This window comes from Rhizobium sp. BR 315, from assembly GCF_050577975.1.
GTDB classification, from domain to species: domain Bacteria; phylum Pseudomonadota; class Alphaproteobacteria; order Rhizobiales; family Rhizobiaceae; genus Rhizobium; species Rhizobium miluonense.
The window spans coordinates 1-22726 of record NZ_JARWKZ010000037.1 but is presented as its reverse complement, the minus strand read 5'-3'; the positions used below and the strand labels follow the sequence as shown (position 1 = coordinate 22726).

21 protein-coding genes are annotated in these 22726 nt (G+C 61.5%); 5 read left to right on the top strand and 16 right to left on the bottom strand.

Translation table 11 applies throughout. From position 1 onward, the window contains the following. The first annotated feature begins 111 nt into the window (after positions 1-111). Positions 112-342 (top strand): DUF2093 domain-containing protein, encoded by a 231-nt coding sequence (locus QD409_RS25930; RefSeq protein ID WP_092847137.1) that lies wholly within the window; start codon positions 112-114, stop codon positions 340-342. 38 nt (positions 343-380) lie between these two features. Here QD409_RS25930 and lpxK read toward each other — a convergent pair whose 3' ends face one another. The 6 genes from lpxK to QD409_RS25900 form a co-directional block, all read right to left on the bottom strand. Next, positions 381-1430 (bottom strand): tetraacyldisaccharide 4'-kinase, encoded by a 1050-nt coding sequence (gene lpxK / locus QD409_RS25925; RefSeq protein ID WP_092846934.1) that lies wholly within the window; start codon positions 1428-1430, stop codon positions 381-383. A gap of 83 nt (positions 1431-1513) precedes the next feature. Next, complete coding sequence (locus QD409_RS25920; protein WP_092846932.1) at positions 1514-2245, bottom strand: HAD family hydrolase; 732 nt, start codon at positions 2243-2245, stop codon at positions 1514-1516. Positions 2246-2257: 12 nt separating this feature from the next. Next, positions 2258-3577, bottom strand: a complete 1320-nt coding sequence (gene waaA, locus QD409_RS25915) for a lipid IV(A) 3-deoxy-D-manno-octulosonic acid transferase (protein ID WP_430764037.1) — start codon at positions 3575-3577, stop codon at positions 2258-2260. Between the two features lie 179 nt (positions 3578-3756). Next, positions 3757-4002, bottom strand: coding sequence for a DUF4170 domain-containing protein (locus tag QD409_RS25910; protein WP_092846928.1), 246 nt, complete (start codon positions 4000-4002; stop codon positions 3757-3759). A 61-nt stretch (positions 4003-4063) separates the two neighbouring features. Next, positions 4064-4873 carry a 3'(2'),5'-bisphosphate nucleotidase CysQ gene (locus QD409_RS25905; protein WP_430764036.1) on the bottom strand — a complete coding sequence of 270 codons (810 nt, stop codon included), beginning with the start codon at positions 4871-4873 and terminating at the stop codon, positions 4064-4066. Positions 4874-4900: 27 nt separating this feature from the next. After that, entirely contained in the window at positions 4901-6253 is a 1353-nt protein-coding gene (locus QD409_RS25900) for a TldD/PmbA family protein (protein ID WP_092846924.1), read from the bottom strand. 150 nt (positions 6254-6403) lie between these two features. On the opposite strand from QD409_RS25900, the gene QD409_RS25895 reads away from it, so the two are divergent. Then, positions 6404-8224 (top strand): monovalent cation:proton antiporter-2 (CPA2) family protein, encoded by a 1821-nt coding sequence (locus QD409_RS25895; RefSeq protein ID WP_092846922.1) that lies wholly within the window; start codon positions 6404-6406, stop codon positions 8222-8224. A 61-nt stretch (positions 8225-8285) separates the two neighbouring features. Here the strand turns inward: QD409_RS25895 and QD409_RS25890 are convergent, their stop codons facing one another. From QD409_RS25890 to QD409_RS25880, 3 genes are read right to left on the bottom strand one after another with little or no spacing between them, the layout of a single operon-like run. Then, on the bottom strand, positions 8286-9152 hold the full coding sequence (locus QD409_RS25890; RefSeq protein ID WP_092846920.1) for a patatin-like phospholipase family protein: 867 nt from the start codon (positions 9150-9152) through the stop codon (positions 8286-8288). Positions 9153-9170: 18 nt separating this feature from the next. Continuing rightward, positions 9171-9737 carry a 16S rRNA (guanine(966)-N(2))-methyltransferase RsmD gene (gene rsmD / locus QD409_RS25885; protein ID WP_430764035.1) on the bottom strand — a complete coding sequence of 189 codons (567 nt, stop codon included), beginning with the start codon at positions 9735-9737 and terminating at the stop codon, positions 9171-9173. Positions 9738-9743: 6 nt separating this feature from the next. Continuing rightward, on the bottom strand, positions 9744-11732 hold the full coding sequence (locus QD409_RS25880; RefSeq protein WP_430764034.1) for a pseudouridine synthase: 1989 nt from the start codon (positions 11730-11732) through the stop codon (positions 9744-9746). Positions 11733-11804: 72 nt separating this feature from the next. Here QD409_RS25880 and QD409_RS25875 point away from each other — a divergent pair, with 72 nt between their 5' ends. After that, on the top strand, positions 11805-12263 hold the full coding sequence (locus tag QD409_RS25875) for a nucleoside deaminase (RefSeq protein ID WP_092846914.1): 459 nt from the start codon (positions 11805-11807) through the stop codon (positions 12261-12263). Between the two features lie 35 nt (positions 12264-12298). On the opposite strand, the gene QD409_RS25870 is transcribed toward QD409_RS25875, so the two are convergent. From QD409_RS25870 to QD409_RS25845, 6 genes are all read right to left on the bottom strand, one after another. Next, the gene (locus QD409_RS25870) at positions 12299-12928 is read right to left on the bottom strand and encodes a hypothetical protein (protein WP_092846912.1); all 630 of its coding nucleotides are present in this window, start codon (positions 12926-12928) and stop codon (positions 12299-12301) included. Positions 12929-13062: 134 nt separating this feature from the next. Next, positions 13063-15945 carry an isoleucine--tRNA ligase gene (gene ileS / locus QD409_RS25865; protein ID WP_430764041.1) on the bottom strand — a complete coding sequence of 961 codons (2883 nt, stop codon included), beginning with the start codon at positions 15943-15945 and terminating at the stop codon, positions 13063-13065. Between the two features lie 297 nt (positions 15946-16242). Next, positions 16243-17718 (bottom strand): monocarboxylate uptake permease MctP, encoded by a 1476-nt coding sequence (gene mctP, locus QD409_RS25860; RefSeq protein WP_092846908.1) that lies wholly within the window; start codon positions 17716-17718, stop codon positions 16243-16245. Further along, a complete protein-coding gene (locus QD409_RS25855; protein ID WP_092846906.1) occupies positions 17708-17905 on the bottom strand; it encodes a DUF3311 domain-containing protein in 198 nt (65 codons plus the stop codon). Before QD409_RS25855 ends, mctP begins: the two co-directional genes overlap by 11 nt. 131 nt (positions 17906-18036) lie before the next feature. Next, entirely contained in the window at positions 18037-19020 is a 984-nt protein-coding gene (locus QD409_RS25850) for a bifunctional riboflavin kinase/FAD synthetase (protein WP_092846904.1), read from the bottom strand. A gap of 15 nt (positions 19021-19035) precedes the next feature. Next, on the bottom strand, positions 19036-19884 hold the full coding sequence (locus tag QD409_RS25845; RefSeq protein WP_092846902.1) for a TIGR01459 family HAD-type hydrolase: 849 nt from the start codon (positions 19882-19884) through the stop codon (positions 19036-19038). A 425-nt stretch (positions 19885-20309) separates the two neighbouring features. Between QD409_RS25845 and groES the strand changes: the two genes are divergently transcribed. Further along, positions 20310-20606, top strand: a complete 297-nt coding sequence (gene groES, locus QD409_RS25840; protein ID WP_092846900.1) for a co-chaperone GroES — start codon at positions 20310-20312, stop codon at positions 20604-20606. Between the two features lie 76 nt (positions 20607-20682). Beyond that, on the top strand, positions 20683-22323 hold the full coding sequence (gene groL, locus QD409_RS25835; protein ID WP_092846898.1) for a chaperonin GroEL: 1641 nt from the start codon (positions 20683-20685) through the stop codon (positions 22321-22323). Between the two features lie 231 nt (positions 22324-22554). Here the strand turns inward: groL and QD409_RS25830 are convergent. Then, positions 22555-22726 (bottom strand): transposase (locus QD409_RS25830; RefSeq protein ID WP_430764040.1); only part of this gene is annotated, 172 nt, incomplete at its 5' end.

Sequence of the window (22726 nt, the reverse complement as noted above, 5' to 3'; positions counted from 1 at the left end):
CCATGCATTCCAGACGGAAAATCGCTGCGCACTTTTCCGGGAAATGCTCTGGAAAAGTCCCGTCCGGCGCTGTATGGCAAACAGGTGACAGAGATCGAGGACGGGCAGCATATGAATCTTTTCGAGGGACATGGGAACCGCGAGGCGAAAATTCGCTATCTCGACGGCGATTTCCAGATCCTGATGCCCGGCTCTCATGTCATTTGCGCCGTGACCGGCCAGCGCATCGCGCTGGATGAGCTGCGCTACTGGAGCGTCGCCCGCCAAGAGCCTTATGCCGACGTGATCTCCTCGCTCGAAGCCGAAAAGCGCGCCGGCGCGCTTCCCAATCAGAAGCGCTGATTTCTCTTCGCGCGTCCGCATTGCACGGCAATAGCGCTCTAGCCAGTCTTTATGCTGCTTCCTTCGCCTAGACGCCGCTCGCGGGCGGCTGCGATCGCCCTGTCGATGATCAGGCCGGGCGCTTGCGGATCCTCGAAGACCATATCGATCTCGATCACCCTGCAACGCCTCAGCAATTCGTCGACGCGGCCGTGATGGCCGATCAAGCGGACGTAATCCTTTGATGTGGTGACGATCTCCAGACCTTCGCGGGAGGCGATGTCGAGCATATCCGACACTTCATCCTCGCCCGGATGCTCGTGATCTCCAAAAGTGCGGGTGACCGCAATGTTCGCCCCGAGCGCCTCAACCGTGCGGAAGAATTTGCTCGGGTCGGCGATGCCGGCGAAGGCAAGGACGTTTTGGCCGCGCAGATCCTCTTGGCCACGTACCTTGACCGAGGCAGTGAAGAAAGGCTTTCCGGCCCGCGCTGCCAGCCGCACGACGCGGTCGGCCGCAATGCCCTCGCCGACCTTCAATATGCCAGAGGCATAAAGAAGCTGTGTGCGCAGCGGCGCTCGCACCGGGCCGGCGGGAACGAGATAGCCGTTGCCGATGCCTCGGCCGGCATCGATCACCACGAGGGCGTAGTCGATGGCGAGATGCGCGCTCTGGAAACCGTCATCCATAATGATGAGGTTCGCGCCTTCACGCACGAGCCGTTCTGCCCCTTCGGCACGGCGACGGGCGATGACCGTCAGTGCCTCGCGGGCAAGCAGCAGCGGTTCGTCGCCGACCGCCGTTGCGTGGTGATGTGCGGGATCGACGATCGTGGTGACATCGAGCGAGCCGCCATAACCGCGGCTCAGAAAGCCCGGTGTCAGACCCTTGGCTTTCGCAGCCTGGGCGAGAGCAAGCGCCGTCGGCGTCTTGCCGGCTCCGCCGACAGTGAAATTGCCGATGCAAATGACCGGCACCCGCACGGAGGCGCGGCGGGCATGCGCCATGCGATGTCCGGCAATGCGGCCATAAAGAAAGGAAAAGGGCGAGAGCCCCCAGGCACGCCAATCCGGTTTTCGCCACCAGAAGGGTGGTGCTTCCGATACCATACTCTAACCCCGTCTCGCGCCTGCGACTTCAGCAAGGCGGCAAGAAAGGGCAGATTGCGTGAAAAAGCAAGCCTTTGCCAAGATTACGCCAACTGGGCGACCGGCATGAGCAGGCTTTCCAGCTCCGTAATATCGTTGAGGCAATAGTCGGAAGCGGCAGTCAGCGTCTCGCGCGAACCGGTACCGGTCAGCACGCCGACGGTCAGGCCCACGCCGGCATTGCGCCCCATATGGAGGTCATGATTGTTATCACCGACGACGGCCACCTGGGCCGGAGAAAGACCGGTTGCCGCATAGAAGCCGAGTACCATGCCCGGCTCCGGCTTGGTGCCGAAACCGCTGTCGTAGCCTGCGATATAATCGAGATAGTCGATGAAGCCGAAGCGGCGGGCGGTCTGGCGGATGGAGCGTTCATTGTCGCTCGAGGCCACCCCGAGTTTGTAGCCTCGCTGATGCAATCTCTGAAAGAAAGAGGCGAGGTCGGTAACCGGCGAGGAGAAATCCGCCGCGTGCGCAAAGAGTGCATCGAGCTTTCCTACCAGCTCCGAAACAGCCACTTTCGAGCCGGCGGCCACGAGGCCCTCGGAAATCTGTCTGGTATTGCCGGCCGCCAGCAGGCTGTCGGGGACGATGTGACCGGTGATCGGATCCATGCCGCAGGCGGAAAGCAGATGATCGGCGAGAATGGGATCGTCTTGGGCGGCAATTCTGGCCAGCTCGCGATTGACCGGCAACCAGCTCGCGTCATAGTCGAGCAGCGTGCCGTCCTTGTCGAAAAGAATACCCGCAATCGCTCCCAGCTTGACCGCTGCCATGCCTTTTCCTTCTTAACCGTTTGCCATCGTCTTCGGCATCAACCGCGCCTTCACCGAAAGCGGATTGATGTAGGGTTCCAAACCCTTGACGGTTGCCGCCAGTGCACCGCGCATATCATGCACGGCAACGAAGCCGGCATCGATCATAGTGCGCCGCGCCGTGTCGTTGGTCAGCAGATAATGCACGCCCCGCGCCAGCATCTCGGTATCGCGCACCATGCGGGCGCTGCCGCGGCGGGCGAGCACCTGATAGGCATCGCGGAAATTCTGGACATGGCCGCCGGTCAGGATCGCGCAGCCGAGCATTGCCGGCTCCAGCGGATTCTGGCCGCCCTCGTTGAACAGCGATTTGCCCATGAAGGCGACTTCGGTCATGCGCAGATAAAGCCCCATCTCGCCGATCGTATCGCCGAGGAAGACATCCACATCCGCTGACAGGATATCGTTGCGGGTTCGGCGGGCCACCTTGAGGCCCTGCTCCACGAGCATCGCCTCGATCGCGTTACAGCGATCGGGATGGCGTGGCACGATGATGGTAAGCTGACTGTTATGCTCCTTGAGCATGGCGTGGACAGAGGCGGCAGCCCCCTCCTCGCCCTCGAAGGTCGAAACCGCGGCCCAAGTCTTGCGATTGCCGATCTGCTTCATATAGCTGGCAAGCGTCGGCGCGTCATAAGACGGCGCGTCGGTATCCACTTTGAGGTTGCCCGACTTGAGCACCTGCACGGCGCCGAGATCGCGGAAACGCTCAGCATCGAGATCTGACTGTGCGACCACCAAAGCAAGATTTTCGAACAGCGCCTCGGCAAGCGACGGATGCTTGCTCCAGCGGGCAAAGGAGCGATCCGACATGCGGGCGTTGACGAGGATTTGCGGGATGCGACGGCGGCCGAGCTCCGTGATCGTCGTCGGCCAGATCTCGGATTCGGCGAAGATGGCGCAATCGGGCTGCCAGTATTCCAGGAAGCGCTTGATAGCGGGTTTGAGATCGAGCGGCACGTATTGATGGATCACCTCTTCGCCGAGGCGCTCATGCGCCACCTTGGCGGAGGTGATCGTGCCCGTCGTCAGGATGACGTGAATATCACGGCGGCGGATTTCGCGGATCAGCGGAATGACTGCCGAGGTCTCGCCGACGCTTGCGGCATGGAACCAGATCAGCGGTCCTTGCGGGCGGTTGGCGCTCGCGTAGCCGGAACGTTCCAGGTTGCGCGCACCATCTTCCTTGCCCTTCGCCGCCCGGACGGCGAGATACGGCCCGATAAACGGATAAAGGGCGATGCCGCCAAGACGATAGGCGCTCAAGGCAAGACGCGCCCTGAGGCTGCTCATCTCGATCGACTCCTATCCCAGCTGATCATCATCGATGCCAAATCCCGATTGTCAAACGGCCGAATAAACGGCCGATTTTTCGTTTTTATTGTGTCAAAGATACTGCTTCATATCCGGTTTTAAAGCGAGAACGCCTCTCCGGACGAGAATATCAAACGCTAATTTCGGTGTTAGGCAGCTCAGGACGCCGCTTTTTCCATCGGATCGAGCAAACGATGCAGGTGAACGATGAAATAACGCATGTGGGCGTTGTCAACGGTTTGCTGCGCCTTGGACTTCCAGGCCGTCAGTGCACTCGCATAATCGGGATACATGCCGACGATGTCGAGTTCGCTGAGATTGCGAAACTGGACGTCTTCGAGGCTTTCCAGCTCGCCGCCGAAGACGAGGTGCAGGAGTTGCTTTTTGCCGCTGGTATCAGTCATTTTCGTCTCTTTCTACTGTCGTCCCCCTCCGCCCTTCATCTGAGGGATTTTGACCGAAAGGTCAACCGTCTCGTCTGTGTGAAAGCTGGCGGAGAAATTCGGGAAGCTGCGATGCAGGGGCGCCGCAAAGTTCCTCATGCGAGACTTCCGGGCGATTATAGAGCAAGGCATCGCCCGAGAGGTCCACGAGTGCTCCGCCTGCCCGCTCCAGAATGAGATCGGCAGCGGCGAGATCCCAGTCGTGCGAGTTGCGCTTGACGAGCGTCGCCTCCAGCCTGCCATCCGCCACCATGGCCAAGCGATAGGCGAGCGAAGGAATGTGTTTGACCCGCTCGACGGTCTTGCGGAAGTCGGGATCGAACCCCTTGAGCATATCTTCGCCGGTCGCCAGCCGTTGAAGATCGTCGCCAAGCCTTTGAGACACGTTGATGGGCTTGCCGTTCTTCAGCGCCTGGCCGCCAGCGGTCGCGACGAAGAGTTCATCCAGCGCAGGGGCATAAAGGACGCCTGCCACCGGCCGGCCGTCGGTCACGACGGCGACGCTGACGCACCACAAATCCGATCCCGAGAGGAAGCCCCTGGTGCCGTCGATCGGATCGACGACGAAGACGGTCGCGTGCGACAACCGTTCGGCATCGTCATCGGTTTCCTCGGAAAGCCAGCCATAGTCGGGCCGCGCCAAACGCAGAGCGGCCGCCAGGCTTTCATTGGCGGCAAAATCGGCCGCGCTCACGGGCGACTGGCCGTTGTTCTTCCACCAGACCTCCGGCGATTGCCGGAAGAAGCCGAGAGCGATCCTGCCTGCCTCGAGCGCGGCCTCGACAATCAGGTCCACATCGCTCGGCCGGCCGGCCTTCTGGCTATCGCTCATTCACAACTTCCAATCTCAGCTTGTTCCTCAACGTCCGGCCAGCGTCATGCCTTCGATAGCGAGCGTCGGGGCGGCAACGCCGAAATCGCGGTCGATATCGTTGGCCGGCGTCACGCGCATGAACATCTCCTTCAGGTTGGAGGCAATCGTCACCTCCGAAACCGGGAAGGTCAATTCGCCGTTCTCGATCCAGAAACCGGTGGCGCCGCGGCTGTATTCGCCAGTGATCATGTTGACGCCCTGGCCGATCAGCTCGGTGACGTAGAAGCCGGTTCCGACACTGCGGATCAGTTCTTCCGGGGATATATCGCCGGGTTCCAGCGCCAGATTGGTGGAGGATGGCGATACGGCCGTGCCGCCGCGCACGCCGCGGCCGTTGGTCTTCAGGCCACCGCCGATCTCGCGCGCCGCCGAGGTGGAGAGGAACCATGATTTCAGCACGCCGTCCTCGATCATGACGAGCCGCTTGCCCGACACGCCTTCGCCATCGAAGGGGCGCGAAGCCGGACCGCGCACGACCAACGGATCGTCGGTGATCGAAAGCCCGGCCTTCAATACCTGCTGCCCCATCTTGTCGCGCAGGAAGCTGGTCTTGCGGGCGACGGAGGCACCGTTGATGGCGCCGGCGATATGGCCGACGAAGCCGCGCGCGACGCGCGGATCGAAAACGACGGTGACATTCTTGTCTGTCGGAACCTGGCGCGGATTGACGCGCTTGACCACACGCTCGCCGGCGCGGCGCCCTATCTCCTCAGCCGTGTCCAGATCGGCGAAATAGAGGCGGCTGTCAAAATCGTAATCGCGCTCCATGCCGGTGCCCTCGCCGGCAATCACGCTGACGGAGCGCCCGAAGCGCGAGCCCATATAGTGGCCGGCAAAGCCATGCGACGTGACGAGCACCAGGCCGCCCATGCCGGCCGAAGCACCGGCCCCGGAAGAATTGGTGACGCCGGAAATGGCGAGCGCTGCCGCTTCGGTCGCCAAGGCCGCTTCGCGAAGCTGCTCCGTGGAAACCTCGGTCGGGTCGAACAGTTCGAGATCGGGGTAGCTCTTGGCCAGATCCGCCTCATCGGCCAGACAGGCAAAGGGATCCTCCGGCGAGACCTTGGCCATGGCCACGGCGCGCTCGGCAAGGGCGTTCAGGTCGAAGCCGGGATTGGCCGAAACGCTGGCGACGCGATTGCCGACGAAGACCCTGAGCGAGAAGTCGTCGCTCTCGGAGGACTCGGTGCCCTCGACCTTGCCGAGGCGCACGCTGACGGAATGGGCGCGCGATCGCACGACGACGGCATCGGCCGCATCCGCCCCGGCTTTCCGGGCGAGATCGATCAACTGGCTGGCGCGGGAAAGCAGAGTGGCGGAATCGATTTCTGAGGTCATGATTTGGCCTTTCCTTCGCGTTCCATTTATTGTGCACTACATGAAGCATCAAGGGCGGCAAAGCCGATTCTTGTTCTAATCCCTTCACGCCTGGTTGTTTACGATGGCCATGTGTCGCAATACCGCCTGCTCTACGGAAAGAAACAGACGATGTCCGCCCCCAATAGTCTCTTCACCGAAACCCTGATGCTGCTCGGAGGCACTGTCGTCACCGCGCCGATCTTCAAGAAGCTAGGCCTGGGCACAGTGCTCGGCTACCTGGCGGCAGGCGTCGTGATCGGGCCGATCCTGCATGGCATCGGCGATAGCGAGGCCGTGCTTGCGGTTGCGGAACTGGGCGTCGTCTTCCTCTTGTTCATCATCGGCCTTGAGCTCAAGCCATCGCGGCTTTGGCAGATGCGGCGCGATATTTTCGGCCTCGGCACGGCGCAGGTCATCCTGAGCGGCTTGGCTCTGACGCTTGCCGCCTATCTCGGCAATATTGCCGGCTGGAAGGGCAGCATCATCGTCGGTTTCGGCCTGGCGCTCTCCTCCACGGCCTTTGCAATGCAGATCCTGGAGCAACAAGGCGACGTCAACACGAAATACGGCCAGCGCTCGTTCTCCATGCTGCTGCTGCAGGATCTTGCCATCGTGCCGCTGCTGGCGCTCATCACCGTTCTCGACGGCGCGAAGGAAACCTCAAATCCTTTGCCGGACCTTGCCATCGCCCTCGGTGCGGTTGCGGCTATGGTCATTGCCGGCCGCTACCTGTTGACGCCGCTGTTCCAGGTGATCGCCCGCACCGGCGCACGCGAGGCGATGATTGCCGCCGCCCTGTTCGTCGTCATGGGATCGGCGACCTTGATGCAGCTTGCCGGCCTCTCAATGGCGATGGGCGCGTTTCTTTCCGGCGTGATGCTGGCAGAATCCTCTTACCGTCATGAGCTGGAAGCCGATATCGAGCCCTTCCGCGGCGTGCTGCTCGCCATTTTCTTCATCGCCGTCGGCCTGTCGCTGAAGCTCGATGTCATCCTGGACAACTGGTTGCTGATCCTGCTCGCCGTCCCGGTCGTGATGATCATCAAGGCTGTCGTCATCTATGCGCTCTGCCGCGTGGCAGGCTCATCGTACAATGACGCCGTGCGCATTGCCGGACTGCTGCCGCAAGGCGGGGAGTTCGGCTTCGTCTTGTTCAGTGCGGCCAGCGCCAGCGGCGGCCTGTTTTCGGCCAGCACGGCATCGATGCTGATCGCGATCGTCACGCTATCGATGGCGCTGACGCCGCTTGGCTCGGCGCTCTCGAAGCGGTTGGTGAAAGGTGATGCGCAGGAGGAGCTGGACGAGGATTTCGAAGGCGCCGGCTCCGATGTGCTGATGATCGGCTTCTCGCGTTTCGGCCAGATCGCCGCGCAGATCCTGCTTGCCAGCGGACGGGACGTGACCGTCATCGACTTCTCCGCCGACCGCATCCGCCAGGCATCAAGCTTCGGTTTCCGCATCTATTTCGGCGACGGCACCCGCAAGGACGTGCTGCGCTCCGCCGGTATCGATCGCGCGAAGATCGTCGTCGTCAGCACGCATCTGCGCGAGGTGACGGACAAGATCGTCGAGCTCGTGCAGACGGATTATCCGCACGCGCGCATCTTCGTCCGCTCGTATGACCGCGTTCATTCGATCGAACTGCGCCACAAGGGCGTCGACTACGAGCTGCGCGAAACGCTGGAATCCGGCCTGCTCTTCGGCCGCCGCACCCTGGAGGCGCTCGGCGTCAGCGAGACCGAAGCCTATGACATCGGCGAGGATATCCGCAAGCGTGACGAGCAGCGGCTCGTGCTGCAGGTGAGCGAGGGGCTGCAGGCCGGAACCGACATGCTCTATTCGCGTCCGGTCAAGCCGGAACCGCTGGTCAAGCCGAAGCGCGCAGCCGACACCTACAGCGATGCCGACGATCTCGTGGCCTTGCCGCAGGAGGAACCGGAGCGGGCTTAGCCCCTATCGGTTGCGCAGCGCCGGGGCGAAAGGCGAAAGGCAAGGCTCCGGTTGAATGTTCTCAGTTCTTTGCCGTGATAACGCGGTCGAGGGCGAATTTCAGCTCGTCCTTGACGCCGGCCGACATGGCGAGAATATCGCGCGCCTTCAGGAAATCGAGGACGCCGGTGCGGCCGACGGCCGGGCGCAGGAAGATCTGCGGCGCCTGCAGGCGCAGCTTCAGCGCGATGTTGGACTGCATCGTCAGCTGACCGGCACCAAACAGGCTTTCGATGCGATTGGGAATATGCCGGCCGCCACCTTCAGGGCCGCCGACGACGTCGACGCCGATGATGATATCGGCAAGCCCGGCCAGATGCTCGTAGGGGACCGGGTTCATGATGCCGCCGTCGATCATCACGCGCTCGCCGAGCCTGACCGGCATGAACACGGCGGGAATGGCGGCGGAGGCGGCAAGCACCGGAAAGAGCTCGCCCTTTTCGATCACGACCTCGGCCTGATCGTAGTAATCCGTCGTCACCACCTTCAGCGGTATGTGCAATTCCGAAAAATTCTCCGGAAATGTGGTCGGCAGGAAGGTGCGCAGGATGCGTTCGAGATTGAACTGGCCGAAACGGATGCTCCGCATGCTGATCGGCCGCAAGCTCCAGATCTTGTTGAGCACTGCGGGGCGATTGCCGACGGTTGCAAGCGTATGATCGCGGATTTCGGCGCCGCTCATGCCGACCGCCATGGCCGCACCCATGATCGAGCCGATGGAGGCGCCTGCGATCGCAACCGGGCGGATGCCGAGTTCGTCCAGAGCTTCTATGATATGGATATGGGCAAGACCGCGGGCGCCGCCGCAGCCGAAAGCGACTGCGACGCTCGGCGTGCTGGAGGCAGCAAGCGGATAGTCGCTGCCGACGAAATCAGCATAATCGCCCATATCCTTCTCCTTCCACCGTTAAGCCGTTTGCGGCTGATAGCGGAAGAAATGCATCTTGCTGTCGCCGAAGGTGCGCACTTCGAGAAACAGGAAATCCGACGGCACGGAAACAGTCACGTCGGCACGCTCTTCGAGGATCGCCAGAGCGCCAGGAACCAGCCAGCCTCCGGCGGCGGCAGCCGCAAAAGCCTTTTCGCCCAGACCTTTGCCATAGGGCGGATCGGCAAAGAGAAACTCGAAAGGCTCGAGGTTGCCGACGCTGCCGAGATCGGTCGCATCACGCCGCAACATGCGCGTGCGGCCGTGCAGGCCGAGCGCGTCGATATTTTCCCAGAGAAGGCCCCTGCCCTCGACGCTGCTTTCCACGAAAAGCACATGGCGGCAGCCGCGCGAGGCCGCTTCCAGCCCGACCGCGCCGGTGCCGGCGAACACGTCCATCATCCGGGTGCCGTCGATCGATCCCGGAAAGGCATGGTTCAGGATATTGAACAGGCTTTCGCGCGTGCGGTCCGCCGTCGGCCGAATGTCGTTCGACTTCGGCGCTGCCAGCGAACGACCGCGAAACTCACCGCCGACGATCCTCACAGCGCGTTAACCCCTTCCACCCTTGGGACCGCCTCTGCCGGCGCCACCACGACCGGGACCACCGCGACCGGGGCCACCGGACGGACGGCCTGCGCCACCTGGCTTGCCGCCAAAGCCGCGCGAGCCGCCGGGCTTACCACCCGGCTTGCCGCCAAAGGATTTGCCGCCGCCCGGCTTTTTGCCGAATGGTTTGCCGGCCGGCCGATCACCGGAAGAGCGCTCGCCCTGCGGACGATCACCAAAGGGCCTGTCGCCACGGGGTGGACGATCCCCAAACGGGCGATCGCCGCGAGGACGTTCGGAGCGCTGTTCGCCGCCGAAAGATTTGCCGCGGGGACGCTCGTCTCCCTCGGCACGCGGACGCCGGTCGCCACGGGGCTTGTCTCCAAACGGACGATCACCGTGCGGTTTGTCGCCGAAAGGCCGATCGCCGCGCGACGGGCGATCCCCGAATGAGCGTTCGGAACGGGCTTCACCCTGGAAGGACTTCGCACGAGGGCGATCACCACCCTCAGGACGCGAGCCACGTTCGCCACGCGGACGATCGCTAAACGCTCGATCACCGCGGGGACGATCGCCAGACGGACGATCCCCACGAGCAGGCCGGTCGCCTTGCGGGCGATCGCCGCGGGAGCGCTTGCGATCGAAGCCCTCGTCATCGCCACGCGATCTGCGCGGGGCTTCTTCGCTCGAACGGATCCATTCGCCATCGCCTTCGTCGACGCGATTGATGCGGACGCGAGGGCCTTCGTCGGAGCGATCGAAGCCGCTGCGCTGCGGGCGCTCCGTTTCGCCGCGCTTTGTGGCGGTCCTTGCATTCTTGGCAGCCTTTGCAGCTGCCTTTTCGCCGAGCGGACGGGCGCCGGGCGCCATCCAGACGTTTGCGCTGCGGCGGGGGCCAACCGGCTGATGCTTCGGCCGATCATCATCCTTGCGGCCGCCTTCGCGGCGCCCCTCATCTCGACGGTCGTCACGCTTGGTGTCCAGGCGGCTCAGGGCGCGCTCGCGCTTGTCTTCGGGACGCTCGCGACGCGGGCGCTCCTCCTTGGCCGCGCGCACAGGCTTCACCTCCGCCTCTTCTGCATCGGCAACAGCCGGAGCATTATAGAGCGGCGCGTCAAAATTCGCCTTGGCATCTTCGACCAGGCGCGGACCGAGCTGATCGCGCAGCGTGCGGCCGCGCACCTCGAGTACACGGCCTTCCGGCAGCTCGCCGAGCTGGAACGGGCCGTAGGAAATGCGGATCAGGCGATTGACCTCAAGGCCAAGCGCACCAAGCACGTTCTTGATTTCGCGGTTCTTGCCTTCGCGCAGGCCCATGGTGATCCAGACGTTGGACCCCTGCGTGCGGTCGAGCGTCGCTTCGATCGAGCCATAGAGCACGCCGTCGACGGCAATGCCTTCCTTCAGCTTGTCGAGCGCTTCCTGATCGATCTCGCCATGGGCGCGGACGCGATAACGGCGCAGCCAGCCGGTCGTCGGCAATTCGAGAACGCGGGCCAGGCCACCGTCATTGGTCAGCAGCAGCAGACCTTCGGTATTGATGTCGAGGCGGCCAATCGACATGACACGCGGCAGGTCTTCCGGCAGATTGTCGAAAACGGTCGGGCGCCCTTCCGGATCGGCATTGGTGGTCACCAGACCGGCCGGCTTGTGATAGAGCCACAGACGCGTGCGTTCGATGCCGCGGATCGGCACGCCATCGACCTCAATCTTGTCGGAAAGGGTCACGTTGACCACGGGCGTATCGAGCAGCACGCCGTTCAGCGTGACACGGCCGTCCATGATCATGCGCTCGATGTCGCGGCGCGAAGCCACGCCGGCGCGTGCCATCACCTTGGAAATACGCTCGGCCTTTCCATCTCCGGCCGCCGCCTCATCCGCCACACCGGCGGCAGAGGCCTTTGCCGGTTTCGCGCCATCGCGCTTTATCGTCTTCTTGTCGCCGCTAAAGGGTTTCGGCCCAGGCCGCTTGGGCTTGTCATCCATTGTCATTTGTTGTTTGCCTGAATTTTTAAGGCGTGTTCCTATCAGGTCGCGCCCCTGCGGTTAAGTGGAAAATCTTGAATGGCGGCTACAAATCATTTCATGGAGCTTGCTTTGGCCGAAGCACGCAGCGCCGGCAAGCGTGGCGAAGTGCCGATCGGCGCTGTTCTCGTGCTTGACAACACCATCATCGCCAAGGCCGGCAACCGCACTCGCGAGCTCAACGACGTTACCGCCCATGCCGAAATCGTCGCCATCCGCCTGGCCTGTGAGGAACTGGGGCAAGAGCGTCTTACCGGTGCCGATCTCTACGTTACGCTGGAGCCCTGCACCATGTGCGCCGCGGCCATTTCTTTTGCGCGCATCCGCCGCCTCTATTACGGCGCCGAGGATCCAAAGGGCGGCGCTGTCGACAATGGCGTGCGCTTTTACAATCAAACGACCTGCCATCACGCACCGGAAGTCTACTCAGGCATCGGGGAAACGGCATCCGCCGGCATCCTCAGAGATTTCTTTCAAGCGAAACGCTCCGAAGACTGAAAAGCAGCAGTTGATGCTGCCGCTTTGCAAATTGCTTATTGGAAGGGCTTCCACCAGCTGCTGTTGGTGGACTGCTGCGCAGCTTCCGCATCCTTCTTGCGCTTCTTTTCCTTCTTCGATTCGGGGGTGCCGACGTCGTTGAGGGCTGCCTGATCGGAAACCTGACGATATTGCTGCGGCGGGTCGATCAGATAACGGCGCTGGTCGATGTAGGTGCCTGCCTGATCCTGGCGCGCGGCGCGATAGGCCGCCGTCTGCTGCGCTTCGGTCATGTGGTTCTTGACGCTATCGGCCTGAGCCAGCGGCGAGCGATAGTTGACGTCGTTTTTCTTCTGGTCAGCTTCTGAGGCAAGACGCTTGCGGGCCTCTTCAGGCGATTCCAACCAAGCCGGATTGTCCTTGCTTGCCAGCGACTGCTGCGGCGCGGTCAGATTGTCCTTGTCGCCCCCCACAACCAGACCGGGGCGATTCGGATACTTAACGCCCTTGTCCTTGGCCGTTGCGGCCGAGATGGAAGCCATGTCCCCGATATCGTCCAGGAGCTGCACGCCAGCCGTCTTGTCAGTGCCGTAAGTCGGGCTGCTGAGGCAACCGGACATCACGCCACAGCCAATCACAAGTGCCGTCAAGCTGACGCCGACACGAACGCTATGCATCGCTCTCATGAAAACCCTTCCCAGCTATGCCGGAATAAACTTAACAGGACCCCATTTGACGGCAACTGCCGTAAAAATCAGGCCATTTTCAGGCAGCTTTTACCGGATGAGTGCCGCAAAGGCAATTCACCCGGTAATATTCTTCAGTTTACAGCCGCGAGTTCGCGCAGTGCCAAGGCGTCACGCGCCGACACATCCGGGTATTCCGGGTCCGAGCCGACATCGGTGGTGATGCGCCAGGAGCGGGCGCATTTGCGGCCTTCGGCAAGCTTCGGCAGGACGCTGACCTTGGCGGCATCGTCAAGACGGAATGCGTCGGCGGGGCCTTCGCCGCCCTCGATGGCAATGCCGGACGTGATGCAGATTTCCGAGAAATCCTGCCCTTCGAGCACCTTCAGCAGCTCCGGATCGGCGATGTAGACGACCGGGGCAGCTTCCAGCGAGGAGCCGATGCGCTTGTCCTTGCGTTCGATTTCCAAAGCGCCGGTGACGACGCTGCGCACGGCACGGATCTTCTTCCACTTCTCGGCCAGCGCTTCGTTCTTCCATTCGGTGGGAACGGTTACGAACTGCTCGAGATGAACCGAGGTTGCCGACGGATTGCGTGACAACCACGCTTCTTCCGTGGTGAAGGGCAGCATCGGCGCCAGCCACGTCACCATGCAATCGAAGATCGTGCGGATGACGGCGAGCGAGGCGCGGCGGCGCAGGCTCGACGGGGCATCACAATAGAGCGCATCCTTGCGGACATCGAAATAGAAGGCCGAAAGCTCGACATTGGCGAAATCAATGAGGGCGCGGGCAATGCGCTTGAAATCGAAGGCATCGTAGCTTTCACGCACCAGCTCGTCGAGTTCGGCGAGGCGATGCAGCATCAGCCGCTCCAGCTCCGGCATGTCGGCATAGGCGATCACTTCGCCCTTGTCGTGCGCCAGCGTGCCGAGCATCCAGCGGATGGTGTTGCGCAGCTTGCGATAGGCATCAACATTGGTCTGGATGATGGCCTTGCCGAGGCGCTGGTCTTCCCAGTAGTCCGTGGTCATGACCCAGAGGCGCAGGATATCGGCGCCGGCGTCCTTCATCACGTCCTGCGGGGCGACGACGTTGCCGAGCGACTTCGACTGCTTGCGGCCCTGCTCGTCCATGGTGAAGCCGTGCGTAACGACCGTGTCGTATGGCGCGCGGCCACGGGTCGCGGCACTTTCGAGCAGCGACGAATGGAACCAGCCGCGATGCTGGTCGGAGCCTTCGAGATAGACGTCTGCCGGCCATTTCAGGTCCGGACGATCTTCGAGCGTGAAGGAGTGGGTCGAACCGGAATCGAACCACACGTCGAGGATATCCATGACCTGCGTCCAGGGCTCGTTGGCCTTCTCACCGAGGAAGCGCTCGCGTGCGCCTTCGGCAAACCAGGCATCGGCACCTTCCTGCTCGAAAGCCTCGAGGATGCGGGCGTTCACAGCGTCGTCCTGCAGGATGTTACCGTGCTCGTCGACGAAGATGCAGATCGGCACGCCCCAGGCGCGCTGACGCGACAAAACCCAATCCGGGCGCTGCTCGATCATGGCGCGCAGGCGGTTCTGGCCGGCGGCGGGTACGAAGCGGGTATCGTCGATGGCCCTCAGGGCACGCGAACGCAGCGTCGAGCCGTCCGCAAAGTCCTTGTCCATGTAGACGAACCACTGCGGCGTATTGCGGAAGATGACCGGTTTCTTCGACCGCCAGGAATGCGGATAGGAATGCTTCAGCCTGCCGCGCGCAAACAGCATGTTCGTCTCGATCAAAGCCTTGATGACCAGATCGTTGGCATTGCCCTTCTTACCGTTGTCGTCCATGACGCGGCCACCCTCGAAGCCAGGGGCATCGGCGGTGTAGAAGCCGGCATCATCGACCGGGAACGGGATGGTGGACGAGATGCCACGCGCTTCGAGGTGGCGTGCATGCGACATCCAGGCGTCGAAGTCCTCGCGGCCGTGGCTGGGTGCGGTATGCACGAAGCCCGTGCCGGCATCGTCGGTGACATGGTCGCCGTCGAGCAGCGGCACCTTGAAATCATAGCCGAGCGAGGCCAGCGGATGGGCGCAGATGACCGCAGCCATATCGGCTGCGCTCACGTCGCTGAGGCGCTTGTACTGGAGCTTTGCCTTGGCAAAAGATTCCTCGGCGAGCCTGTCTGCGAAGATCAGCTTTTCGCCGGGGCGCGGACCGAAGTCATTGGCAGCTCCCGTGACTTCGTAAAGCCCGTAGGACACGCGCGACGAATAAGCGATCGCCCGGTTGCCGGGGATCGTCCAAGGCGTGGTCGTCCAGATGACGACGAAGGCGCCGGCAAGATGAGCCGAACCTTCGGCCACCGGGAATTTCACCCAGATCATGTCGCTGTCGACGTCAGCATATTCGACTTCGGCTTCAGCCAGAGCCGTACGCTCGACCACCGACCACATGACGGGCTTCGAACCACGGTAAAGCTGGCCGGTGCGGGCGATCTTCAGCAGTTCGCCGGCGATGCGGGATTCCGCATGAAAATTCATGGTCAAATAGGGATTGTCGAAATCGCCCGTGATGCCGAGGCGCTTGAACTCTTCGGACTGGATCTTGATCCAGCCGGCGGCAAAGTCGCGGCATTCCTGGCGAAACTCGTTCACCGGAACCTCGTCCTTGTTCTTGCCCTTCTCGCGGTATTTTTCCTCGATCTTCCATTCGATCGGCAGGCCGTGGCAATCCCAGCCGGGAACATAGTTGCTGTCATAGCCGCGCATCTGGAACGAGCGGGTGATGACGTCCTTGAGGATTTTGTTCAGCGCATGGCCGATGTGGATGTGACCGTTGGCGTAGGGCGGGCCGTCATGCAGGACGAATTTTTCGCGGCCGGCAGCAGAAGCGCGCAGTTTCTTATAGAGATCCATCTCCTGCCAGCGCTTTACCAGCTCCGGCTCCTTCTGCGGCAATCCGGCGCGCATCGGAAAATCGGTTTCCGGCAGGTAAAGGGTCTTGGAATAGTCCATCTTTTCAGCGGTATCGGTCATAGTCGTGACAATTGCCTCGGTGTCTCGGGCGTCTTGCGCCTCATCTGGCGCAGCCATATGGGGATTTTCGGCGGCTGAAAGCACCCTGGGAACGGGCGCCGGAAACCCGGACCTTCCGGCAGCTCAAAGCGCGCGGAAGGCCGGGCCAATAATTCGTATCGATAGGCTCAGCCGAAATTGGGTCATAGCCGCCGGTTCATAGGCGTTTTTTCCAAGGAAAGGAAGAGGAAACAACGCCAGCGACATATAGAAAGGCCGCGGACGTTTCCGCCCGCGGCCAATAGGGCACTGTTCGGATCAGGCGCGCGCCGTCGCGCGAGCCGGCATGACCGCGTTGAGGACTACAGATACAACGATATTTGCTGCGAGCGCCAGCAGCCCCGTATAGACGGTGAAACCAGCTTCTCCGAGGGGAACCATATGCAGCGGCTTCCAGCCGGCATCCCAGACGAGATAGGTGCCGCCGAAGAAGCCGACGAACCAGCCGGCAAGCAGCGCAGGCGCGCGGAACCATTTGGTATAGAGGCCGAAGACCAGAGCCGGCAGGGTCTGCAGTATCCAGATCCCGCCCAGAAGCTGGAGATCGAGCGCGAATTGCGTCGGCAAGAAAATGATGACGAGAAGCGCGCCGACCTTGACGACGAGCGAGGTCATCTTGGCGACCTTTGCCTCGCCAGCATCGGAAACCTGCGGATCGATGTAAGCCTTCCAGAAATTACGGGTGAAGAGATTGGCGGCGCCGATGCTCATCACAGCGGCGGGAACGAGGGCGCCGATGGCGATGGCTGCGAAGGCGAAGCCCGCAAACCAGCTTGGGAACAATGTCTGGAACAGCGCCGGAACGACATCATTCGGGCTGTCCAGCTTCAGATTTGCCGCGTGGCCCATATAGCCGAGCAGAGCCAACAGACCGAGCAGCAGCGTATAGGCCGGCAGCAGCACGGCATTCTTGCGAATGGTGTTGCCGCTGTTGGAGGCGAAGATGCCGGTGAGCGTATGCGGATACATGAATGCCGCAAGCGCCGAGCCGAGCGCCAGAGTCGCATAAGCGACGTACTGGTTGCCGCCGAGCAGCAAGCTGCCCGCCCCCTTGGCTTTGAAATCCGCATCGGCCGCTGCAAAGACATTGGCGTAGCCACCAAGCTTCGCCGGAATGAGCGCAATGGCGGCGATCACCACGATATAGATCATGATATCCTTGACGAAGGCGATCAGCGCCGGGGCACGAAGACCTGCCGAATAGGTGTAGAGCGCCAGGATGATGAAAGCGACGGCAAGCGGCAATTCTCCATGAAGCCCCAGGGCCTTGAACACCACCGTCATGCCGACGAGTTGCAAAGCGATGTAGGGCATGGTGGCGATGACACCGGTGAGCGCAACTGCCAATTCGAGCGCACGCGAGCCGTATTGGCCGTGCACGATATCGCCCGCCGTAACGTAGCCATGATCCTTCGCGCGCCTCCACAGAAGCGGCATGACCATGAAGACGAAGGGATAGACGACGATCGTATAAGGCAGCGCGAAAAAGCCATAGGCACCGACCGTGTAGACAAGGGCCGGGACGGCGATCACGGTATAGGCGGTATAGAAGTCGCCGCCGACGAGGAACCAGGTGATCCAGGTGCCGAAGGTGCGTCCGCCAAGGCCCCATTCGTCGATATGGGCAAGGGTCTTCGGCCTGCGCCAACGGGCGGCTACAAAGCCCATGACGGTCACGAGCGCCAAAAAGAAGATGAAGACGGCGAGTGCGGTCGTATCGATCTCAGTCATCATTGCGCATGCTCCGATAGGCGATCCACGTCAGGGTGGCCGTGACCGGCACCCAGGCGAGCTGATACCAATAGAAGAAGGGAAACCCGAGCAGGACCGGATCGTGACCGTTATAGAAGGGGACCCAAAGCAAGCCGATATATGGAATGACGAGCAGCCAGCAGGCCGCCGTTCCGAAACGTTTATCCATCCCGTGCGCCTTTCGGAAAACGGGCGCGGCGACTCGCGCCCTACAGCACGAGCATTGCAGTATCTGCCTACCCGCTCAAGGCAAAAAGATACCGCACTGCCGCAATCTCCGCGCGCGATTGCTGGATGAAATCAGCTAAAGGCGATGACCCGATCGAGGTCGCCGAGCGGCCGGACGCCAGCGAGCAATGTACGCGCCTCGTCCTCATCCTTGCGGATCTGCGCGACCAGCGGATCCAGGCCATCGAACTTCAGTTCGGGGCGAAGATAGCCGAAGAAGGAAACCGAACAGTTTTGGCCGTAGAGATCGCCGCTGAAATCGAAGACGAAGGTCTCGAGCAACGGCGCACCGTTGTCGGTCACCGTCGGACGGCGGCCATAGCTCGCGACGGCGTCGCGAATGACGCCATCGGCTGCACGGAACCTGACGGCATAAATGCCGGCCTTCAGCGATATTTCCGGCGGAAGCTGCATGTTGGCCGTCGGGAAGCCGAGCGTGCGGCCGAGCTTCTCGCCACCGATGATGGGAGCTTCAACGGTATAGCGATAGCCGAGCAAACCGGCGACCTGGGCCACCTCCCCTTCGGCCAAAAGCGTGCGAATACGGCTCGATGAGATGACCTCGGTATTTTCGTCGCGGAAAGCGTCGATGAGCGTCACGCCGAAGCCGTTGTGGCTGCCGGCATTCATCAGGAAGGCCGGGCCGCCCTGACGGTCGTGACCAAAATGGAAATCGAAACCGGTGACGACTTCGGAGGCGTGCAGCCAATCGATGAGGATCGAATGGACGAACTCATCAGCGGAGCGCTGGGAGAAGGCGCGGTCGAACGGATATTCTATGACGGCGTTGAAGCCGAGAGCTTCCAGCAGGCGGGCCTTCAGCGGCGCCGGCGTCAGGCGGAAGACCGGATGATCCGGCTTGAACACTGTGCGCGGATGCGGTTCGAAGGTCAGCACCAGGGCCGGAACGCCGCGCTCTCTGGCAATCTCCAGCGCGCGATTGAGCACCGATTGATGGCCGCGATGCACGCCGTCAAAATTGCCGATGGCGACGACCCCGCCCTTGAGAGCGTCTGGAAGCGGTTCGCGCGTCTCATTGCGATGGAAAACGGTCATCGTCTGCCACTCTCCTCAGGCAAGGCGCGGCATCCACCACTTCGGCGATGCCTGCTCGCGCGCAAGGAACGCGCCGAGTGCAGCTTCGTCGGTGTGCCCGTCGACAACATATTCGCGGGCGTGGATGCCATGGCTGATATAAAGAAGATCGAGACCGTAATCGAGCGCGCCGCGCACGTCGGTCGGCATGCCGTCGCCGATGGCGACGACGCGCGACAGCGGGAATTCGCTCTTCACCTCGCGGGCTGCTGCGAGTGCCGCCTCATAAATCGGCTGATGCGGCTTGCCAGCAATCCGCGTCCGGCCGCCGAGGCGCTCGTAATAGGCGGCCATGGCGCCAGCGCATGGGATCATCCGATGGCCGCGCTCGACCACGAGATCCGGATTGGCGCAGATGAGCGGCACCTCGCGGGCGGACCACGCCATCAGCATGTCCGTATAGTCGTCCGGCGTCTCCGTCTCGTCATCGAAAAAGCCGGTGCAGACAATGCTTTCGGCCTCGCCGACGTCGACACGTTGCACATCGAGTCCTTCAAGGATACCAATATCCCGCTCGGGGCCGAGGAGAAATACCTTCTTCGGGCCTTCGGCGATCAGCTTGCGCGTTACGTCGCCCGAGGTGATGATGCGGTCGTAGACGCTGTCGGGAACACCGATCGCCCGCAATTGCTCGACCACCTTGGGAGCGACGCGCGGGGAATTAGTGATGAGGACGACGGTCAGCCCTTCGGCGCGGGCAGCTTCGAGCGCGATCGAGGCTTCCTTGTAGGCGGTGACGCCGTTGTGAAGCACGCCCCAGACATCGCAGAGCGCAACGTCATAAAGTCCGCCGATGTCGCGAAAGCTTTCGATCCGTTTGCCCATGCCGTCCTCGCATCAAATAAATCACGGGCTGACATCGCAAACCGGCCGGCAAATTACAAGAGCGGCACACAAGGTTTTTGCGCCGCACAAGGCTCGAGGGACAAGCGAAAGCAGCGCCGGCAATCAGCGAAAACGACGGGGCGGAAACCTCGGCGGAACGAGCGAGAAAGGGCGTTGCCACATCCTTCTGCACGAGATCAGAACGGGAGAGTCTTTGCAACGGCATGCTATGCAGGGTGGCCTTGGCCGTTAATCATCCTCGAAACAAGCCGAACGGCGCCGCAAAAATTTCACAGTGCTGTTCTTGACTCGCCCTGTAGCCACCCCTAAATCACGGTCGCTAGCACTCGCCAATGCTGAGTGCTAACAAAGTCCATACGGATCCCCGCTGATCCGTGAATGTCATTTGATCGAGGGATTAGACAATGGCAAGCACCAATTTCCGCCCCCTTCATGACCGCGTCGTCGTTCGTCGCGTTGAGTCCGAAGCAAAGACCAAGGGTGGTATCATCATTCCCGATACCGCCAAGGAAAAGCCGCAGGAAGGCGAAATCGTCGCCGTCGGTTCCGGCGTTCGTGATGAATCCGGCAAGGTCATCCCGCTCGACGTCAAGGCTGGCGACCGCATCCTGTTCGGCAAGTGGTCGGGCACCGAAGTCAAGCTTGACGGCGAAGACCTTCTCATCATGAAGGAAGCCGACATCATGGGCATCATCGGCTAATCCAGCCGGTTTTCCCTTTTCCGATACAGCTGACGGGCCATAAACCCGGACAATGCGAATTCAGGAGTTTTTAGACATGGCAGCTAAAGAAGTAAAATTCGGCCGCAACGCCCGCGAAAAGATGCTTCGTGGCGTCGATATCCTCGCCGACGCAGTCAAGGTAACGCTCGGCCCGAAGGGTCGTAACGTCGTTATCGACAAGTCCTTCGGCGCTCCGCGCATCACCAAGGACGGCGTCACCGTCGCCAAGGAAATCGAACTCGAAGACAAGTTCGAAAACATGGGCGCCCAGATGGTCCGCGAAGTTGCTTCGAAGACCAACGACATCGCCGGCGACGGCACCACGACTGCAACCGTTCTCGCCCAGGCCATCGTTCGCGAAGGCGCCAAGGCAGTTGCAGCCGGCATGAACCCGATGGACCTGAAGCGCGGCATCGATCTCGCCGTTGCTGAAGTCGTCAAGGATCTCCAGGCCAAGGCTAAGAAGATCAACACGTCGGAAGAAGTCGCTCAGGTCGGCACGATCTCGGCAAACGGCGAAAAGCAGATCGGTCTCGATATTGCTGAAGCCATGCAGAAGGTCGGCAACGAAGGCGTTATCACGGTTGAAGAAGCCAAGACCGCCGAAACCGAACTCGAAGTCGTCGAAGGCATGCAGTTCGACCGCGGCTACCTCAGCCCCTACTTCGTGACCAACCCGGAAAAGATGATCGCCGATCTCGAAGACGCGTTCATCCTCCTGCACGAGAAGAAGCTCTCGAACCTGCAGGCCATGCTCCCGGTTCTCGAAGCCGTCGTTCAGACCGGCAAGCCGCTCCTCATCATCGCTGAAGACGTCGAAGGCGAAGCTCTTGCTACGCTCGTCGTCAACAAGCTGCGCGGCGGCCTGAAGATCGCTGCTGTCAAGGCTCCGGGCTTCGGCGATCGCCGCAAGGCCATGCTGGAAGACATCGCCATCCTGACGGGCGGCACTGTCATCTCCGAAGACCTCGGCATCAAGCTCGAGTCGGTTACGCTCGACATGCTCGGCCGTTCCAAGAAGGTTTCGATCTCCAAGGAAAACACCACGATCGTCGACGGCGCTGGCCAGAAGTCCGACATCGAAGGCCGCGTTGCCCAGATCAAGGCTCAGATCGAAGAAACCACCTCTGACTACGACCGCGAAAAGCTGCAGGAACGTCTTGCCAAGCTCGCTGGCGGCGTTGCCGTTATCCGCGTTGGCGGCTCGACGGAAGTTGAAGTCAAGGAAAAGAAGGACCGCATCGACGACGCTCTCAACGCGACGCGCGCTGCTGTTCAGGAAGGCATCGTACCGGGCGGCGGCACGGCTCTGCTGCGCTCCTCCGTCAAGATCACCGTCAAGGGTGAAAACGACGATCAGGAAGCCGGCGTCAACATCGTTCGCCGCGCTCTGCAGGCTCCTTGCCGCCAGATCGCTGAAAACGCTGGTGACGAAGCCTCCATCGTTGTTGGCAAGATCCTCGACAAGAACGAAGACAACTTCGGCTATAACGCTCAGACGGGCGTCTACGGCGACATGATCGCCATGGGCATCGTCGACCCGGTCAAGGTCGTTCGCACGGCTCTCCAGGACGCAGCTTCGGTTGCTTCGCTGCTGATCACCACCGAAGCCATGATCGCCGAGCTGCCGAAGAAGGACGCTCCTGGCGGCATGCCGGGCGGCATGGGCGGCATGGGCGGCATGGACATGATGTGATAGGYCAAYGGCCTAATCACAGGAATGTCCATAAAGCTTCGCCCATGCACTTTTAGTGCTTCAGGCCGCCAAGCGGCCTGAAGTGGCGGCATGGACATGATGTGATAAGGCCTTAGCCTTATTGCGACTGTTCAATCCGACATCCGGAATTGACGAAGGGCGGCTCTCGGCAGCCTGTGTGGAAACGTTTGGAGGCTCCGGTTTGACCGGGGCCTCTTTTGGTTTCTGGGTCTATGCGGGTTTTGATGTTATGTTTATGGTGCGCCTGATGTTGTAGGCGAGCACCGAGAGGGCCATTTCGGTTCTGGTGCCCTTGAGGTTTCTGGTCAGGAAACGTCCGCCTGCCATCATCCGTTTGATGGTGCCGAACGGATGTTCTGCGGTGCATCGACGCTTTCGCATC

Excerpts from the sequence above, each read along its gene's own strand:
- QD409_RS25920 (WP_092846932.1), bottom strand. The coding sequence starts at position 2,245 with ATGGCAGCGGTCAAGCTGGGAGCGATTGCGGGTATTCTTTTCGACAAG.
- waaA (WP_430764037.1), bottom strand. The coding sequence starts at position 3,577 with ATGAGCAGCCTCAGGGCGCGTCTTGCCTTGAGCGCCTATCGTCTTGGC.
- groL (WP_092846898.1), top strand. The coding sequence starts at position 20,683 with ATGGCAGCTAAAGAAGTAAAATTCGGCCGCAACGCCCGCGAAAAGATG.
- QD409_RS25850 (WP_092846904.1), bottom strand. The coding sequence starts at position 19,020 with ATGACCGTTTTCCATCGCAATGAGACGCGCGAACCGCTTCCAGACGCT.
- QD409_RS25910 (WP_092846928.1), bottom strand. The coding sequence starts at position 4,002 with ATGACTGATACCAGCGGCAAAAAGCAACTCCTGCACCTCGTCTTCGGC.
- QD409_RS25895 (WP_092846922.1), top strand. The coding sequence starts at position 6,404 with ATGTCCGCCCCCAATAGTCTCTTCACCGAAACCCTGATGCTGCTCGGA.
- QD409_RS25855 (WP_092846906.1), bottom strand. The coding sequence starts at position 17,905 with ATGGATAAACGTTTCGGAACGGCGGCCTGCTGGCTGCTCGTCATTCCA.
- QD409_RS25880 (WP_430764034.1), bottom strand. The coding sequence starts at position 11,732 with ATGACAATGGATGACAAGCCCAAGCGGCCTGGGCCGAAACCCTTTAGC.
- lpxK (WP_092846934.1), bottom strand. The coding sequence starts at position 1,430 with ATGGTATCGGAAGCACCACCCTTCTGGTGGCGAAAACCGGATTGGCGT.
- QD409_RS25900 (WP_092846924.1), bottom strand. The coding sequence starts at position 6,253 with ATGACCTCAGAAATCGATTCCGCCACTCTGCTTTCCCGCGCCAGCCAG.
- QD409_RS25845 (WP_092846902.1), bottom strand. The coding sequence starts at position 19,884 with ATGGGCAAACGGATCGAAAGCTTTCGCGACATCGGCGGACTTTATGAC.
- QD409_RS25930 (WP_092847137.1), top strand. The coding sequence starts at position 112 with ATGAATCTTTTCGAGGGACATGGGAACCGCGAGGCGAAAATTCGCTAT.
- groES (WP_092846900.1), top strand. The coding sequence starts at position 20,310 with ATGGCAAGCACCAATTTCCGCCCCCTTCATGACCGCGTCGTCGTTCGT.
- ileS (WP_430764041.1), bottom strand. The coding sequence starts at position 15,945 with ATGACCGATACCGCTGAAAAGATGGACTATTCCAAGACCCTTTACCTG.
- QD409_RS25890 (WP_092846920.1), bottom strand. The coding sequence starts at position 9,152 with ATGGGCGATTATGCTGATTTCGTCGGCAGCGACTATCCGCTTGCTGCC.
- QD409_RS25870 (WP_092846912.1), bottom strand. The coding sequence starts at position 12,928 with ATGAGAGCGATGCATAGCGTTCGTGTCGGCGTCAGCTTGACGGCACTT.
- QD409_RS25905 (WP_430764036.1), bottom strand. The coding sequence starts at position 4,873 with ATGAGCGATAGCCAGAAGGCCGGCCGGCCGAGCGATGTGGACCTGATT.
- QD409_RS25875 (WP_092846914.1), top strand. The coding sequence starts at position 11,805 with ATGGCGGCTACAAATCATTTCATGGAGCTTGCTTTGGCCGAAGCACGC.
- mctP (WP_092846908.1), bottom strand. The coding sequence starts at position 17,718 with ATGATGACTGAGATCGATACGACCGCACTCGCCGTCTTCATCTTCTTT.